Here is a 13,871-nt window from a genome sequence, read left to right on the forward strand (position 1 = left end):
GCCCGCAGCCGCCTGTCTTTCCCGATCCCCTCGCTGCATGAAGCATCGCGAACGCATCTCCCGCTACCGTCACCTGCGCGAACAGCCCCAATGGAAGCTGCTTGCCGCCGACCATGCGCCCGAAATCATCGGTCTGCTGCAGAGCCTGCTGATGGACGGCGAACGCACCTTGCCGTCCTCGGTGCTCAACGAGCGCCTGCAGCGCGCGCTGGACCAGCTCAATGGGGACGAACTGGCCCGTGACCTGCCGCGCACGGCGCAGGCCTACATCGCACACTGGCTGTCCCAGGGCTGGCTGGAGCGGCGGTTGCCCGAGGGTGCCGACCAGGAGCAGTACGAACTGTCGACCCAGGCCCTGCAGGCGATCCGCTTCGCCGACAGCCTCGAGCAGGCGCGCGTGGCCGCCACCGAGAGCCGCCTGGCACTGGTCATCGAACAGCTCTCGCAGCTGGCTGCACAGACCGAATCCGACCCCGACGCACGCCTGTCTGCGCTGCGCGACGAGCGCGACCGCATCGACGCCGAGATCGCGCGGGTCAGCGCCGGTCGTGTGGTCGCCCTGGACGGCAAGCGTGCACTGGAGCGCGCCCGCCAGATCATCGGTCTCGCCGACGAGCTGACCGAAGACTTCCGCCGGGTGCGCGACGGCTTCGAGCAGCTCAACCGGGAGTTCCGCGAGCGCATCATCGATGACGAAGGCGAACGTGGCGATGTGCTGTCGCAGCTGTTCGAGGGTGTGGACGTGATCGGCGAAAGCGATGCCGGCCGCAGCTTCCAGGCATTCTGGCGCCTGCTCAATGATGCCGAGCAGAGCGCGCAGCTCGATGCCGCGCTGGAAGCCGTGCTGGCACGCGGCTTTGCACGCCGCCTGGATCGCAACGAGCGCAACTTCCTGCGCAGCTTCACCAGCACCATGCTTGAACGCGGCGGCCAGGTACACGATGTCCTGCAGAATTTCGCGCGCAGCCTGCGTGGCTTCGTGCAGAGCCGCGGCTATCTTGAACAGCGTCGCCTCAATCAGCTGCTGAAGCAGGCCCAGTCCGAAGCGCTGGCTCTGCGCGACGAGTTCCCGGCCCAGCGCACGATCGGTCGTGACCTGCAGTTGACGACCAGCCGGCTGCGTTCGTGGTCGCAGTGGAAGCTGCACGACCCCCGCAGTGCCCAGGTCGATGGCAATGTCGAGTACAACGACGCGGCCAGCATCAGCCTGGAGAGCGTCGGTGATCTGGTGGCCTCGTCCGAAATCGATTTCCGCACCCTGCGCCGCGACCTGCACGACCTGCTCGATGCACAGCCGCGGCTCAGCATCGCCCAGGCGCTGTCGCAGCGCGAAGCGCCGCAGGGCCTGGGCAGCGTCATCGGCTACCTGTCGCTGGGCACGCGCTTCGGCAGCGTGGTCGCTGGCGAACAGGAGCTCGCCGAATGGCGTGGCGGCGACGGCCAACTGCGCCGCGCACGCATCCCGCTGGTTTGGTTCACCCAGGAGAGACGCCATGAGCTGGCATGAAGACCCCATCGAAGCACCGTCTGCCGACCAGGCTGAGGACGCCTACGAGGCCGAGCCGGCGATGCTCGAAGCGCAGCCACGGCGCGGCAACAGCGTGTACTACCTGGGTGATACCGGCCGCCTGCCGCTGGATGCCCGGCGCGCGCTGTGCCAGCTGCTGATCGGTCCCAGCATCGACCAGCTGCGCCACGCCAAGCTGTGGCCGGCACTGGTGCGCAGCGAGGCGGGCATCCGTTCAGCGCTGTCCGACCTGTTCCTGGAACTGGTGCTCGACCGCGAAAGCGGTGTGGCATTCACCCGCCAGGCCGACACCGAAGACGTCGATGCACCGGTACTGCTGCGGACCTCGCCGCTGACCTTCATCGACTCGGTGCTGTTGTTGTTCCTGCGCCAGCAGCTGGCTGAGGCCGACGCGCGCGGCAACCGCGCGGTGGTCGCCGACGCCGAGATGGCCGAAGCACTGGCCATCTACGAGAAGAACCTGTCCACCGACCGCGCCGGCTTCAATCGCCGCGTTGCATCGGCCGTGCAGAAAATGAAGGACAACCACATCCTGACCCGTCTGAGCGGCCAGGACGACCGCCACGAAGTCTCGCCGGCGCTGAAGCTGCTGTTCTCCGCCGAAGACGTGTCCCAGCTTTCGGCAGTGTACCGCCAGCTGCGCGAAACCCCGGCCGCCGAAGCCTGAGAGACCCGAACACCGCATGGCCATTTCCAAGCACACCCCCGCCCTGTTCAATGAAGGCCTGCCGGACCCCCGCCTGCAGCAGTTCCGCATGCGCCGCCTGCAGGTGCACAACTGGGGCACCTTCAACGGCCTGACCGAAGTACCGATCGCCGAGCGCGGCTTCCTGTTCGTCGGCCGTTCCGGCTCGGGCAAGTCGACCCTGCTCGATGCCATGTCCGCGCTGCTGACGCCGCCGGCCATCGTCGACTTCAACGCGGCCGCACGCGAAGCCGAGCGCAGTGGCCGCGACCGCAACCTGGTGTCCTACGTGCGCGGCGCGTGGGCCGACCAACAGGACAGTGGCACCGGCGAGATTGCCACGCAGTACCTGCGCAAGGGTGCGACCTGGACCGCACTGGTGCTGGAGTACCGCGCCGGCGACGGCCGCGTGGTCAGCCTGGTGCGCCTGTTGTGGATCTCCGGCAACGGCACCTCGGCCGGCGACGTGCGCAAGCACTACATGATCGCCGAGCGTCCGTTCGACATCGCCAAGGATCTGGGCGGCTTCGATCTGGACCTGCGCAAGCTCAAGCAGAAGCTGGCCGACGTCCACCACTTCGACACCTTCTCCGGCTATGCCGAGCGCTTCCGCGACCTGCTCGGCATCGACAACGAGATGGCGCTGCGCCTGCTGCACAAGACGCAATCAGCGAAGAACCTGGGTGATCTCAACGTCTTCCTGCGCGACTTCATGCTCGACACGCCGAAGACGTTCGACGCCGCCGAGCGCCTGGTGAGTGATTTCGCCGAGCTTGACGGGGCCCATCAGGCGGTGGTCACCGCCCGTCGCCAGGTGGAGACGCTGTTGCCGGCGCGCGCCTATTACGCCGATCTGAAGGAAATGCACCGGCAGCGCGGTGACGACGAGGCGCTCAAGCTGGGCGTCGACAGTTTCCGCGAGAGCCGCCGTCAGGCGCTGATCGAAGCGCGCCTGCGCGAGATGGACGTGCGTGACCGTGGCCTGCTCGGGGAAGAGGCGCAGCGCCGCGCTGCGCTGGACAACCACAGCGAACGCCTGGCCGAGCTGGAACTGCAGCGGCGTCAGCAGGGCGGCGAGCGCATCGAAGAGCTGGAGCGCGAGCAGGGCCGCGCCGAAGCCGAGCGCGACCGCCGCAAGGCCAAGCGCGACCAGGCGCAGGAAGCCGCACGGAAACTGCAGGCCGAACTGCCCGACGACGCCCATGGCTTCGCCGAACTGGTCGAGCGTGCGCAGAACGAACTGCAGGATCGCCAGCGCGCTTCGGCCTCGCTGGACGATGCCATCAGCGAGCGCCTCGGTGGCAAGCGCGATGACGAGCGTCGCTTCGCTGAAGTTCGCCTCGAACTTGACGCGATGCAGCGCACGCCCTCCAACATCCCGGCGCCGATGCAGAAGCTGCGTGCACGGTTGGCGGAAGAGACCGGCATTTCCGAAGTGGCGTTGCCGTTCGTCGGCGAGCTGATCCAGGTCCGCTCCGAGGAACAGGGCTGGCAGGGTGCGATCGAACGCGTGCTGGGTGGCTTCGCGCTGTCGCTGCTGGTTGACGACAAGCACTACAACGCGGTTGCCGACTGGGTGAACCGCACCCACCTCGGCATGCGCTTCACCTACTACCGCGTGCGCCGCAACGAGGAGGCGTTCGCCCGCGAACCATCGGCGAAGTCGCTGCTGCACAAGCTGGAGCTGCGCGACCACGTGTTCGAGAGCTGGCTGCGGCGTGAGCTGGGCAAGCGATTCGACTACGAATGCGTGGATGCCAGACAGCTGCGCAACGTCGACCGCGGCATCACCCGCGAAGGCCAGGTCAAGCATCCGGGCGACCGCTTCGAGAAGGACGACCGCAGTGCCGTGGGCGACCGCCGTCGCTGGATTCTCGGTTTCAACAATCACGACAAGGTCGGTGCGTTCGAACGCGAGGCGCAGGAACTGGCCAAGCGCATCGCCAGCTGCGAGACCGATATCGCGAGCCTGCGTGGCCAGCGCGATCGTGACAACGAGCGCCGCCTGGCCTGCCACGAGCTCGCGGGTATCCAATGGAACGAGATCGACGTCGCCGCGCCCCAGCAGCGCCTGACCGACATCGAAGCCAGCCTGCGCGACCTGCGCGAAGGCAATGCCGACCTGGCCAGGCTGGCACAGCAGATCGACGCCGTGCGCGCCGACATCGAGCAGGCCCGCCGCACCTATGAGGATGTCCGTGTCGAGCGCGGCCAGCTGGTCCGGGAACGTGACCGCCTCGACCGCGCGCGCCAGCAGAGCCGCGCGCTGGTGCTGCCAACGCTGGCCGAAGCGCAGGAGAGCGGCCTGGCAGAGCGGTTGCAGCAACAGGGCCCGCTCAGCCTGGAAACGCTGGAAGCGCACATGCGCCAGGTCAGCAATGCGCTGAACGAACAGTTGTCGTCCTCGCAGCAGGACCTCAACCGTATCGAAAACCAGCTGGTCGGCTGCTTCCGCCGCTTCATCCAGCAGTGGCCGGAAGAATCCGGCGACTTCACCGCATCGGTGGCGTCGGCCGAGGACTTCCTCGCCCGCCTCGACCGTCTCGAACGCGATGGCCTGCCGCAGCATGAGGAACGCTTCTTCGATCTGCTGCAGAACCAGAGCAAGAACAACCTGCTGGCCCTGCAGCGCCACAGCGCCGAGGCCCGCAAGTCGATCGGCCAGCGCCTGGACGAAGTCAACGCCAGCCTGGAGCAGGTGCCGTTCAACCGGGGCACCCTGCTGACCATCGAATTGAGCGACCGCCGGCTGCCGGAAGTGCTGGAGTTCCAGCTGCAGCTGCGCGAAGTGCTGTCGCAGCAGCAGACCGAGCAGCGTGAACTGGCGGAGTCACAGTTCACCGTGCTGCGCCAGCTGGTCAACCGCCTGGGTTCGCAGGAAGGTGAGGACAAGCGCTGGCGCGAGCTGGTCCTGGACGTGCGCATGCACGTGGAGTTCATCGGCGTCGAACTCGATGCGGAAACGCGCCAGCAGGTCGAGATCTACCGCAGCGGCGCCGGCAAGTCCGGTGGCCAGCGGCAGAAGCTCGCCACCACCTGCCTGGCCGCAGCGCTGCGTTACCAGCTCGGCGGCGCTGACAGCCAGCTGCCCAGTTACGCGGCGGTCGTGCTCGACGAGGCCTTCGACAAGGCCGACAACGAGTTCACCGCGCTGGCGATGAACATCTTCGACAACTTCGGTTTCCAGATGGTGGTCGCCACGCCGCTGAAGTCGGTGATGACCCTGGAGCCCTTCATCGGTGGTGCCTGCTTCGTCGAGATCAGCGGCCGCCACGATTCGGGCGTGCTGCTGATCGAGTACGACGAAGAAGGAAGGCGCCTGAAGCTGCCCGAGCGCAGCCGCCAGCAGGCCAATGAACCGGAGGAAGCCGAAGCCTGACCGCCTCGGGCAATCCACCTGTAGAGCCGAGCCATGCTCGGCTGCTCTTCGCGACCTGAAACAACGTGCCAACCAAGGTTGGCACCTACCATTTCATAACGTCCCTCACGAACCGCCGAACGTATCCCAGCCCATCCGCGCGATCAGCACTACCACCAGGCCCACGAACAGTTTGCGGATGAACGGCGTGCCGCCTTTCAGTGCCAGCCGCGTGCCGACCACCGAACCGATGATGTTGGCCGTGGCCATCGGCAGCGCGAACAACCACAGGATGTTGCCGGTCGGCACGAAGAACGAGATCGCCGCCATGTTCGTCGCCAGGTTCACGACCTTCGATGCGGCCGACGCACGCAGGAAGTCCAGGCCGAAGAAGCGCACGAACAGGAAGATCAGGAAGCTGCCGGTGCCTGGCCCGAAGAATCCATCGTAGAAGCCGATCGCAGCGCCGATCACCAGCGCGATGGTCAGTTCGCGCCGGCCGATCTCCTGCGGCCGGTGCAGCGCGCCGAAATCCTTCTTCCACAGGGTGTAGGCCAGCATCGCCACCAGCAGCACCAGCACCAGCGGCCGCACGGCATCCTTGGGCAGCAGGCTCACCGCCGTAGCCCCGGCGAACGAGAACACGAATGCCGTGCCCGCGGCGAACAGTACCGGCTTCCAGGGGAACCGCACGTTGCGTGCATAGCGCCACGCCGCCGCCGCCGTGCCGAACATCGAACTGAACTTGTTGGTACCGAACAGCATCGCCGGCGTCTGCTGGGGCAGCACGGTGAACAGGCCGGGCAGCTGTACCAGTCCCCCTCCACCCACGGCAGCATCGACCAGGCCGGCAATGAAGGCGATCACCACCAGCCACCACAACTCGGGGGGAACCAGTTCCAGCACGGGGATCATTCAATGTGGGGGCGCGACAGCATACGCCTATCGCCGATGGATGCCCGACGTGACTCGAGCGACAATACCCCCATGAGCCGAAACCCTGCCGATTCCTGCCCCTGTGGCCTCGCCACGGACTACGCCGACTGCTGCGGCCGCTTCCATGCCGGCGAGCCCGCACCGGACGCCGAGCGCCTGATGCGCTCGCGCTACAGCGCGTACGTACGTGGTCTGGCCGACTACCTGCGGGCCACCTGGCATCCGGCCACCCGTCCCGCCGAACTGTCACTGGACGAGGCGCCCGGCCAGCGGACGCACTGGCTTGGCCTGACCGTCCACGAGCACCAGGTGAATGGGCCCGACCATGCCGAAGTGCGATTCACCGCCCGCTACCGGGTGGGCGGCGGCAGTGCGGTGAAAATGAACGAGCGCAGCCGGTTCGAGCGCATCGACGGACGCTGGTACTACCTCGACGCGATCTGAACCGGTTACGCGACGGCATCGATGTGAACGGCGCGATGTCACGCCATGACGTTGCGCTCACCCGCACCGCTGGATGCTGGCTGCATGGACAGCGCTACCGTCGCCGTCGCTGCTCCGCAGCGTGAACTCGCCCACCGCTATGCGCAGACGCGCGCCCGCAGCGTGCTGCTGGCCGAACCGCTCAGTGCCGAAGACGCCATGCTGCAGAGCATGGCGGACGCCAGCCCGAGCAAATGGCATCTGGCGCACACCACGTGGTTCTTCGACCGCTTCGTGCTGGCCGGTCTATCCGGCGCACCGGCACGTGACCCCGCGTGGGACTACCTGTTCAACAGCTACTACAAGAGTATTGGACCGGCGCATGCCAGGCCGCAGCGTGGCCTGCTCTCGCGCCCGTCGCTTCAGCAGGTACTCGATTACCGGCAGCAGGTCGATGCACACCTCCTGACGCGTCTCCGCGATGGCGATCTTGACGATGAAGCCCTGCAGCATCTCCAGCTGGGCCTGCAGCACGAGCAGCAGCACCAGGAGCTGCTGCTGACCGACATCAAGCACGCGCTCTGGTGCAATCCGCTGCATCCGCCCTACCGCCAGGACCTGCGCGCCGCCGTCAGCGTAGCCAGTCCGCTGGGCTGGATCGAATCTCCCGAGCGCATCGTCACCGTCGGCGCACCGGCGTGGCCACAGCACGCTACCTTCGCCTACGACAACGAATCGCCACCGCATCGCGTGCTGTTGCCGGCCCACATGCTGGCTGATCGACCGGTCTGCAACGCGGAGTACCGGGACTTCGTCGAAGCCGGCGGTTACCGCGATCCGCGCTGGTGGCTCAGTGAGGGCTGGGCTCTGCGCGAAAGCGAGGACTGGCAGCATCCACTCTATTGGGATGACGCCCTCCAGCGCGAATACACGCTCGGCGGCTGGCGCGACCTCGACGCGCATGCGCCGGTGTGCCATCTCAGCTACTACGAAGCCGATGCGTATGCCCGCTGGGCCGGTGCGCGCCTGCCCAGCGAATTCGAGTGGGAGGCCGCCGCGACGTCGCAGCCGATCGCCGGCCATTTCGCCGAGGACGATCATCTGCATCCCGCTGCCGCGCAGGGCAGGGGACTGCGGCAGCTGTTCGGCGACGTCTGGGAATGGACCGGCAGCGCTTATGGCGCATACCCCGGTTTCCGTCCGTTCGCCGGCAACCTGGGTGAGTACAACGGCAAGTTCATGTGCGGGCAGTGGGTCCTGCGCGGCGGCAGCTGTGCCACCCCGCGCGGGCATGTGCGCGCCAGCTACCGCAACTTCTTCATGCCACCTGCGCGCTGGCAGTTCTCCGGCCTGCGCCTGGCGAGGGATCTGCCGTGAGCACCGTACAGGATGCGCTGCAGGCGCTGACCGATCTGACGCCCAGCCGCGAGCAGATCCTCGCCGACACACTGGCCGGACTGTCGCGCACGGCGCGCCAGCTGCCGTCGAAGTACTTCTATGATGCGCGCGGATCACGCCTGTTCGAACAGATCACCCACACGCCGGAGTACTACCCCACGCGCACCGAGCTGGCCCTGTTGAATCGGGTGCTGCCGGATATCGCACGCGTGGTGGGCCCGCGCCTGCACGTGGTCGAGCTGGGCAGCGGCAGTGGTCGCAAGACCGCGCTGTTGCTGGCCGCGCTGCAGGATCCCGTGGCCTACACCCCCATCGAGATCTCCCGGGCGGCGCTGCTGTCGAGCATCGATCACCTCGCTCCCGCGCTTCCCGACGTGGAAATGCTGCCGGTCTGCGCTGATTTCACCCGGCCGGTGGACGTGCCCGCACCGGAGCGCGAGCCCGCGCGGCGCCTGCTGTTCTTCCCGGGGTCCACGCTCGGCAACTTCGCCGGCGAGGACGCCCTCGACCTGCTGCGGGCCATGCGTCAGACCATGGGTGACCACGGCCTGGCCCTGATCGGCATCGACCTGCACAAGGACCCCGCGCTGATCGAAGCCGCCTACAACGATGCCGAAGGCATCACCGCGGCATTCACCCTCAACCTGCTCGTCCGCCTCAACCGTGAGGTGGGCAGCGACTTCGATCTGGACGGCTTCCGCCACCGTGCCCGTTACAGCACCGAACGTCTGCGCATCGAGACCGATCTGGTCAGCCAGCGGGCACAGGACGTCCACCTCGATGGCCGCACCTTCCACTTCGAGGCCGGTGAGGCGATCCGCGTCGAGTACAGCCACAAGTACACCGATGATGGCTTTGATGCGCTGGTGCGGCAGGCCGGCCTGCAGGTTGCGCAGCGCTGGGACGCTGACAGTCCAGCTTACGGCCTGCGGCTGCTGCGTACGCTCTAGAGAGGCCAACGGCCGGCAACTGCTTCAGCATCGCCGGTCGCTCAGCCTCTAGTATGGTGTCAGCACCGGCAACACGGAGGACGCCATGCCCACCCTGACCGCACTCGGCCTGGCCGCGGCACTGGCCGCGCCGTCAACGGCGCCCGACCTGACCCCGCCCGATCCCGCGTTCACCCGGTGTCTGGCACAGCTGCAGGCAACGGCAGCTACCCAGGGCATTGCCGCAGACCGCTTCGGTGCGATCACCGCCGACCTGCGTCCTGATCCCAGCGTGCTCGGCTTGCTGGATGCGCAGCCCGAATTCTCCACCCCGATCTGGGACTACCTGGCTGCACTGGTGGACCGCCAGCGCGTCGACGATGGACGGGCCATGCTGCAGCAGCACCGCGACCTGCTTGATCGCATCGCCGCGCAGTATGGCGTCGATCCGGTCACCATCGTCGCCGTCTGGGGCGTGGAGAGCGACTATGGCCGTGTATTCGGCAAGCGTCCGCTGCTGCAGTCGCTGGCGACGCTGTCCTGCGCCGGCCGGCGGCAGGCGTTCTTCCGTGGCGAACTGCTGGCCCTGCTCACGCTGATCGATCGAGGTGATCTGCAGGCTCAAGATCTGACCGGGTCCTGGGCCGGCGCGTTCGGCCATACGCAGTTCATGCCCAGCACCTACGCACGCATCGCCGTCGACGGCGATGGCGACGGTCGCCGTGACCTGGTCGGCAGCATTCCCGACGCACTGGCGTCTACCGCCAACTACCTCAAGCGCGCCGGCTGGCGCACGGGAGAACCGTGGGGCATGGAGGTGCGTGTTGCCGACGGCTTCAATACCAGCCTGGCCGGCCGTACCCAACGCCGGTCACTGGCTGAATGGCGTACGCAGGGCGTGACAGCGCTGGACGGCAGCGCGCTGGCTCCGGCGGGTCTGGCTGCCGACGCGCGGGCGGCACTGCTGCTGCCCGCCGGCATCAAGGGGCCGGCCCTGCTGGTGTTCCGCAACTACGATGCGATCTACAGCTACAACGCCGCCGAAAGCTATGCGCTGGCGATCGCGACGCTGGCTGATCGCCTGCGCGGCGGCAGCGGCCTGGCCACCGCCTGGCCGACCGATGACCCCGGGCTGGGCCGTGATGAGCGCCGTCAGCTGCAGACCCTGCTGCTGGCGCGGGGGCATGATATCGGTACCGCTGATGGCATGATCGGCACAGCCAGCCGCCGGGCGATCCAGGCCGAACAGCGCCGCCTGGGATGGAGCACGGCCGATGGACGAGCCGGCCAACGCATCCTGCGCGCGCTGCAGAGCGCGCCGCCGCCTGCGGTGGCCTCCACCCGCTTCACGCTTCCCAGCAACTACAGTGCCGTGCAGTCGCCGGCCATACGGAGTCGATCCAACGTGCAACAGATCCAGGGCGTACGCAGTGGCCAGTTCCAGGGGCTTGATGCCTGGCTGGTGGAAACCCCCCAGGCCACCGCAGCCATCAGTGTGTTCGGCGGCCAGCTGCTCTCCTTCGTACCCAAGGGGCAGCCCGATCTGCTGTGGCTTTCGCCACGCCGTGCCGCATTGCCGACCCCCATCCGCGGCGGCAGCCCGGTGTGCTGGCCGTATTTCGGGCGACAGGGGCAAGGCGACGATGTGCCCGCGCATGGTTTCGTGCGCACCCTGCCGTGGGAGCTGAAGGAGGCCCGCCGGCTGGACGACGGCAGCATCGAACTCGTATTGGCTCCCCCTGCATTGGACAACCTCGCTCTGCGCCTGGCCATGACCGTGCGCATCGGCCGTGAACTACGGCAGCAGCTGATGACCGACAATCCTGGCACCGTGCCGGTGACGATCACCCAGGCGCTGCACAACTACTTCCGCGTGGGCGATGCCAGCAAGGTCGAAGTCGATGGCGTGGACGGGCTGGAGTATCTGGACAAGTTCGAGAACTATGCACAGGCGCGGCGCCAGCAGGGCCCGTGGTCCCTGCGCGATCCGCGCGACCCGGGCCGCAGTGACCGCATCTATACCGGGGCAGATGGCCACTACGTCCTGCGCGATCCGGTGCTGAAGCGTCGCATCACGATCCGTACCGAAGGCAGCCGCTCGCTCGTGGCCTGGAATCCTGGCGCGGAAGCGGCAGCGAAGATGGCCGACGTGGGAGACGGCTGGCGCGATTACGTCTGCCTGGAAGCGGCCAATGCCGGGCCCGACGTGATCACCATCGCACCGGCCGGTCGCCACGTGCTGGTACAGACCTTGTCCAGCTCGCCACTGTGAGTGGACATCCCGCCACGGATGGCAATCCCTACGCTGCGCCGGTTGCCGGCGATGCGCCGTCGAGCCTGGACGCCGCAATGGCGGTCTATGACCGTCATCCACGGCTCGCCCGCGTGGTGGCCGACAACTTCGCTGTCTATGCCGAGTTGTGGCGGCTGCGTCGGGATCCGCCGGGCTGGCCGCGTCCCTGGAACTGGGCCGCGTTCCTGTTCGACTTCAAGTGGCTGCTGTACCGGCGTATGTACGGCATGGCGGTGGCCTACGTCCTGATCAGCATGGTGGGGGGTGCCGCCATCGTGCTGGCCGGAATGGACGACGCGGCGATATGGGGGTTGACGTTGGCCTTGAAGATCGCAGTGTCACTGGCGGCCAATGCGCTGTATCTGCGCCGCTGCAGGGCGGTGATCGCCCGCGCCGAAGCCGCCGGCGCGGGTGACGGCGCACGCGTCGAGGCCTATATCGACCGGCGCAGCGGCGTCAGCCGGCTGGCCCTGGGCCTGGGCATCGCGTTCAGCGTCGCACTGCAGGCGTTGGACCTCTTCGGTGGCGCCTAGCTGCGGGGCTCACGTGGCCGCAGGACCAGCAGGCACAGCGCGCCAGCGACCAGCCCCCAGAAGGCGGAACCGATACCGGCCAGCGACATCCCCGACGCAGTGACCAGGAAGGTGACCAGTGCCGCCTCGCGGTCGCGCTCCACCGCCAGTGCGCTGGCGAGGCTGTTGCCGATGGTGCCGAACAGTGCGATGCCAGCCACGCAGGCCACCAGCTCCCGCGGGAACGCGGCGAACAGTGCGGCCACGGTGGCGCCGAACAGGCCGATGACGATGTAGAACACACCTGCCGCCATCGCCGCGGTGTAGCGCCGGGCAGGATCCTCATGGGCATCGCGGCCCATGCAGATGGCTGCGGTGATCGCGGCCAGGTTCAGCGCATAGGCACCGAAGGGGGCCAGTACCGTGTTGACCACGCCGATCCAGCCGATCAGCGGCGATACCGGGGCGTCGTAGCCGGAGGCGCGCATCACGGCGACGCCGGGAATGTTCTGCGAGGCCATGGTCACCACGAACAGGGGCAGGGCGATGCCTGCCACGGCAGTCCACGACAGGGAAGGTGTCACCCACTGCGGGACCGCCAGCTGCAACTGCAGCTGCTGCGCGTGCAGCAGACCGCGGCTGGCCGCGACCGCGATGCCAACCAGCAGGGTCGCGATCACGGCGTAACGCGGGAACAGGCGCCGGCCAGCCAGCCAGGTCGCGAACATCGCCAGGGCAAGTACCCTCTGGCTGTCCATTGCGACGAACACATCCAGGCCGAAGCGCAACAGCACACCGGCCAGCATGCCCGCCGCCAGCGCCATCGGCACACGTTGCATGAGCCTGGCGAAGATGCCGGAGAAGCCGGCCAGCATTGCCAATGCCGCAGCAAGCAGGAACGCGCCTGTCGCCTCGGAGAGCGAAGCGCCGCCGGCGCCCACCACCAGCATTGCGGCGCCGGGCGTCGACCACGCGGTGACCACCGGTACCCGATAGCGAAGTGACAGCCCGATGCAGGTCACGCCCATGCCCAGTCCCAGCGCCCACATCCAGGATGCGATATGGGCCTGATCGGCACCGACCGCCTGCGCGGCCTGGAACACGATCACCGCCGAACTGGCGAAGCCCACCAGTACGGTGATGAAGCCGGCGACGATCGCCGGCATCGATAGATCCCGCCACCATCCGTGGCGCACCTGCGTACTCATTGCCTGCTCTCCCGTGTGCATCCCTGCATTGATAGCGCCTGCGGCGTTGCCCGCGCAACGCGCGGGCGACGCCGCAGGGAACATTGAGTGCACGCACCAGCCGGTACAAGCGCCAGCGCTGTCACTGTCCTGAAAGAAAGTGGTTGACGAATCCGGCAGGATCTCTAGAATTCGCTCCCTCGCTGCAGCGCGATGCTTCCCCGGAAGCAGCACGCAGAAGCGACGCCACGCCAGCGGACGAGATGATCGAACGAGGGTGTTGACGGACTCGAAAAGTCCGTCATAATAGGCGGCTCGCAACGACGAAAGCCCCTCGGGGCCAACGACGAAGCAGCTCCGGCAACAACGCCCACCCCGGTGCGGCGACCTTGAAAAAGGTGTTGACGAAGCGGAAAAGCCGGCTATAATGGGCGGCTCGCTACGAAGGAAACTTCGCAGCATACGGGAACGGCGCTGAGGCCACTTCCCCGGATCTTTGAAAGTATGCGCAGGTATCTTGTGAAGGCGCCTGCAGGAAGGATGATTGTCCATCTTGCAGACGTTTGATCAAGCAACTATTAATTGTTTTAAAGCAAGCGATACGTTGCCAGAATCATTCATC

The 13,871-nt window shown here is 67.1% G+C and carries 10 protein-coding genes; 8 read left to right on the forward strand and 2 right to left on the reverse strand.

Features of this window, described 5'->3' with window-relative positions:
• Positions 1 to 37 precede the first annotated feature (37 nt).
• Genes ACX9OW_RS16995 through ACX9OW_RS17005 form a run of 3 tightly spaced genes read left to right on the forward strand, consistent with a single transcriptional unit; the run spans position 38 to position 5,592 of the window.
• Positions 38 to 1,507 carry a DUF3375 domain-containing protein gene (locus ACX9OW_RS16995; protein ID WP_053520046.1) on the forward strand — a complete coding sequence of 490 codons (1,470 nt, stop codon included), beginning with the start codon at positions 38 to 40 and terminating at the stop codon, positions 1,505 to 1,507.
• On the forward strand, positions 1,494 to 2,195 hold the full coding sequence (locus ACX9OW_RS17000) for a DUF4194 domain-containing protein (RefSeq protein ID WP_053520047.1): 702 nt from the start codon (positions 1,494 to 1,496) through the stop codon (positions 2,193 to 2,195). Before ACX9OW_RS16995 ends, ACX9OW_RS17000 begins: the two co-directional genes overlap by 14 nt.
• A 16-nt stretch (positions 2,196 to 2,211) precedes the next feature.
• Positions 2,212 to 5,592 carry an ATP-binding protein gene (locus tag ACX9OW_RS17005; RefSeq protein WP_459062600.1) on the forward strand — a complete coding sequence of 1,127 codons (3,381 nt, stop codon included), beginning with the start codon at positions 2,212 to 2,214 and terminating at the stop codon, positions 5,590 to 5,592.
• Between the two features lie 105 nt (positions 5,593 to 5,697).
• Here the strand turns inward: ACX9OW_RS17005 and ACX9OW_RS17010 are convergent, their stop codons facing one another.
• On the reverse strand, positions 5,698 to 6,477 hold the full coding sequence (locus ACX9OW_RS17010) for a sulfite exporter TauE/SafE family protein (RefSeq protein ID WP_128987800.1): 780 nt from the start codon (positions 6,475 to 6,477) through the stop codon (positions 5,698 to 5,700).
• Between the two features lie 81 nt (positions 6,478 to 6,558).
• Here ACX9OW_RS17010 and ACX9OW_RS17015 point away from each other — a divergent pair, with 81 nt between their 5' ends.
• The 5 genes from ACX9OW_RS17015 to ACX9OW_RS17035 all read left to right on the forward strand — a co-directional run bounded on the left by ACX9OW_RS17015 (position 6,559) and on the right by ACX9OW_RS17035 (position 12,083).
• Positions 6,559 to 6,951, forward strand: coding sequence for a YchJ family metal-binding protein (locus ACX9OW_RS17015; protein WP_180876259.1), 393 nt, complete (start codon positions 6,559 to 6,561; stop codon positions 6,949 to 6,951).
• Between the two features lie 84 nt (positions 6,952 to 7,035).
• The gene (gene egtB, locus ACX9OW_RS17020; RefSeq protein WP_164151432.1) at positions 7,036 to 8,307 is read left to right on the forward strand and encodes an ergothioneine biosynthesis protein EgtB; all 1,272 of its coding nucleotides are present in this window, start codon (positions 7,036 to 7,038) and stop codon (positions 8,305 to 8,307) included.
• Positions 8,304 to 9,278 (forward strand): L-histidine N(alpha)-methyltransferase, encoded by a 975-nt coding sequence (gene egtD / locus ACX9OW_RS17025; protein ID WP_065182156.1) that lies wholly within the window; start codon positions 8,304 to 8,306, stop codon positions 9,276 to 9,278. The genes egtB and egtD overlap by 4 nt, the downstream gene beginning before the upstream one ends.
• Positions 9,279 to 9,363: 85 nt before the next feature.
• On the forward strand, positions 9,364 to 11,529 hold the full coding sequence (locus ACX9OW_RS17030; protein WP_459062601.1) for a lytic murein transglycosylase: 2,166 nt from the start codon (positions 9,364 to 9,366) through the stop codon (positions 11,527 to 11,529).
• The gene (locus tag ACX9OW_RS17035; RefSeq protein WP_065176257.1) at positions 11,526 to 12,083 is read left to right on the forward strand and encodes a DUF2628 domain-containing protein; all 558 of its coding nucleotides are present in this window, start codon (positions 11,526 to 11,528) and stop codon (positions 12,081 to 12,083) included. The genes ACX9OW_RS17030 and ACX9OW_RS17035 overlap by 4 nt, the downstream gene beginning before the upstream one ends.
• Here the strand turns inward: ACX9OW_RS17035 and ACX9OW_RS17040 are convergent.
• A complete protein-coding gene (locus ACX9OW_RS17040; protein WP_128987795.1) occupies positions 12,080 to 13,270 on the reverse strand; it encodes a benzoate/H(+) symporter BenE family transporter in 1,191 nt (396 codons plus the stop codon). The genes ACX9OW_RS17035 and ACX9OW_RS17040 overlap by 4 nt on opposite strands.
• Between the last annotated feature and the right edge of the window lie 601 nt (positions 13,271 to 13,871).

The sequence above is a fragment of the Stenotrophomonas genospecies 5 genome, from assembly GCF_054473825.1.

Bases quoted from the DNA above. Each gene is read 5' to 3' on its own strand.
- ACX9OW_RS17040 (WP_128987795.1), bottom strand. From the start codon at position 13,270: ATGAGTACGCAGGTGCGCCACGGATGGTGGCGGGATCTATCGATGCCG.
- ACX9OW_RS17005 (WP_459062600.1), top strand. From the start codon at position 2,212: ATGGCCATTTCCAAGCACACCCCCGCCCTGTTCAATGAAGGCCTGCCG.
- ACX9OW_RS16995 (WP_053520046.1), top strand. From the start codon at position 38: ATGAAGCATCGCGAACGCATCTCCCGCTACCGTCACCTGCGCGAACAG.
- ACX9OW_RS17015 (WP_180876259.1), top strand. From the start codon at position 6,559: ATGAGCCGAAACCCTGCCGATTCCTGCCCCTGTGGCCTCGCCACGGAC.
- ACX9OW_RS17000 (WP_053520047.1), top strand. From the start codon at position 1,494: ATGAGCTGGCATGAAGACCCCATCGAAGCACCGTCTGCCGACCAGGCT.
- ACX9OW_RS17030 (WP_459062601.1), top strand. From the start codon at position 9,364: ATGCCCACCCTGACCGCACTCGGCCTGGCCGCGGCACTGGCCGCGCCG.
- egtB (WP_164151432.1), top strand. From the start codon at position 7,036: ATGGACAGCGCTACCGTCGCCGTCGCTGCTCCGCAGCGTGAACTCGCC.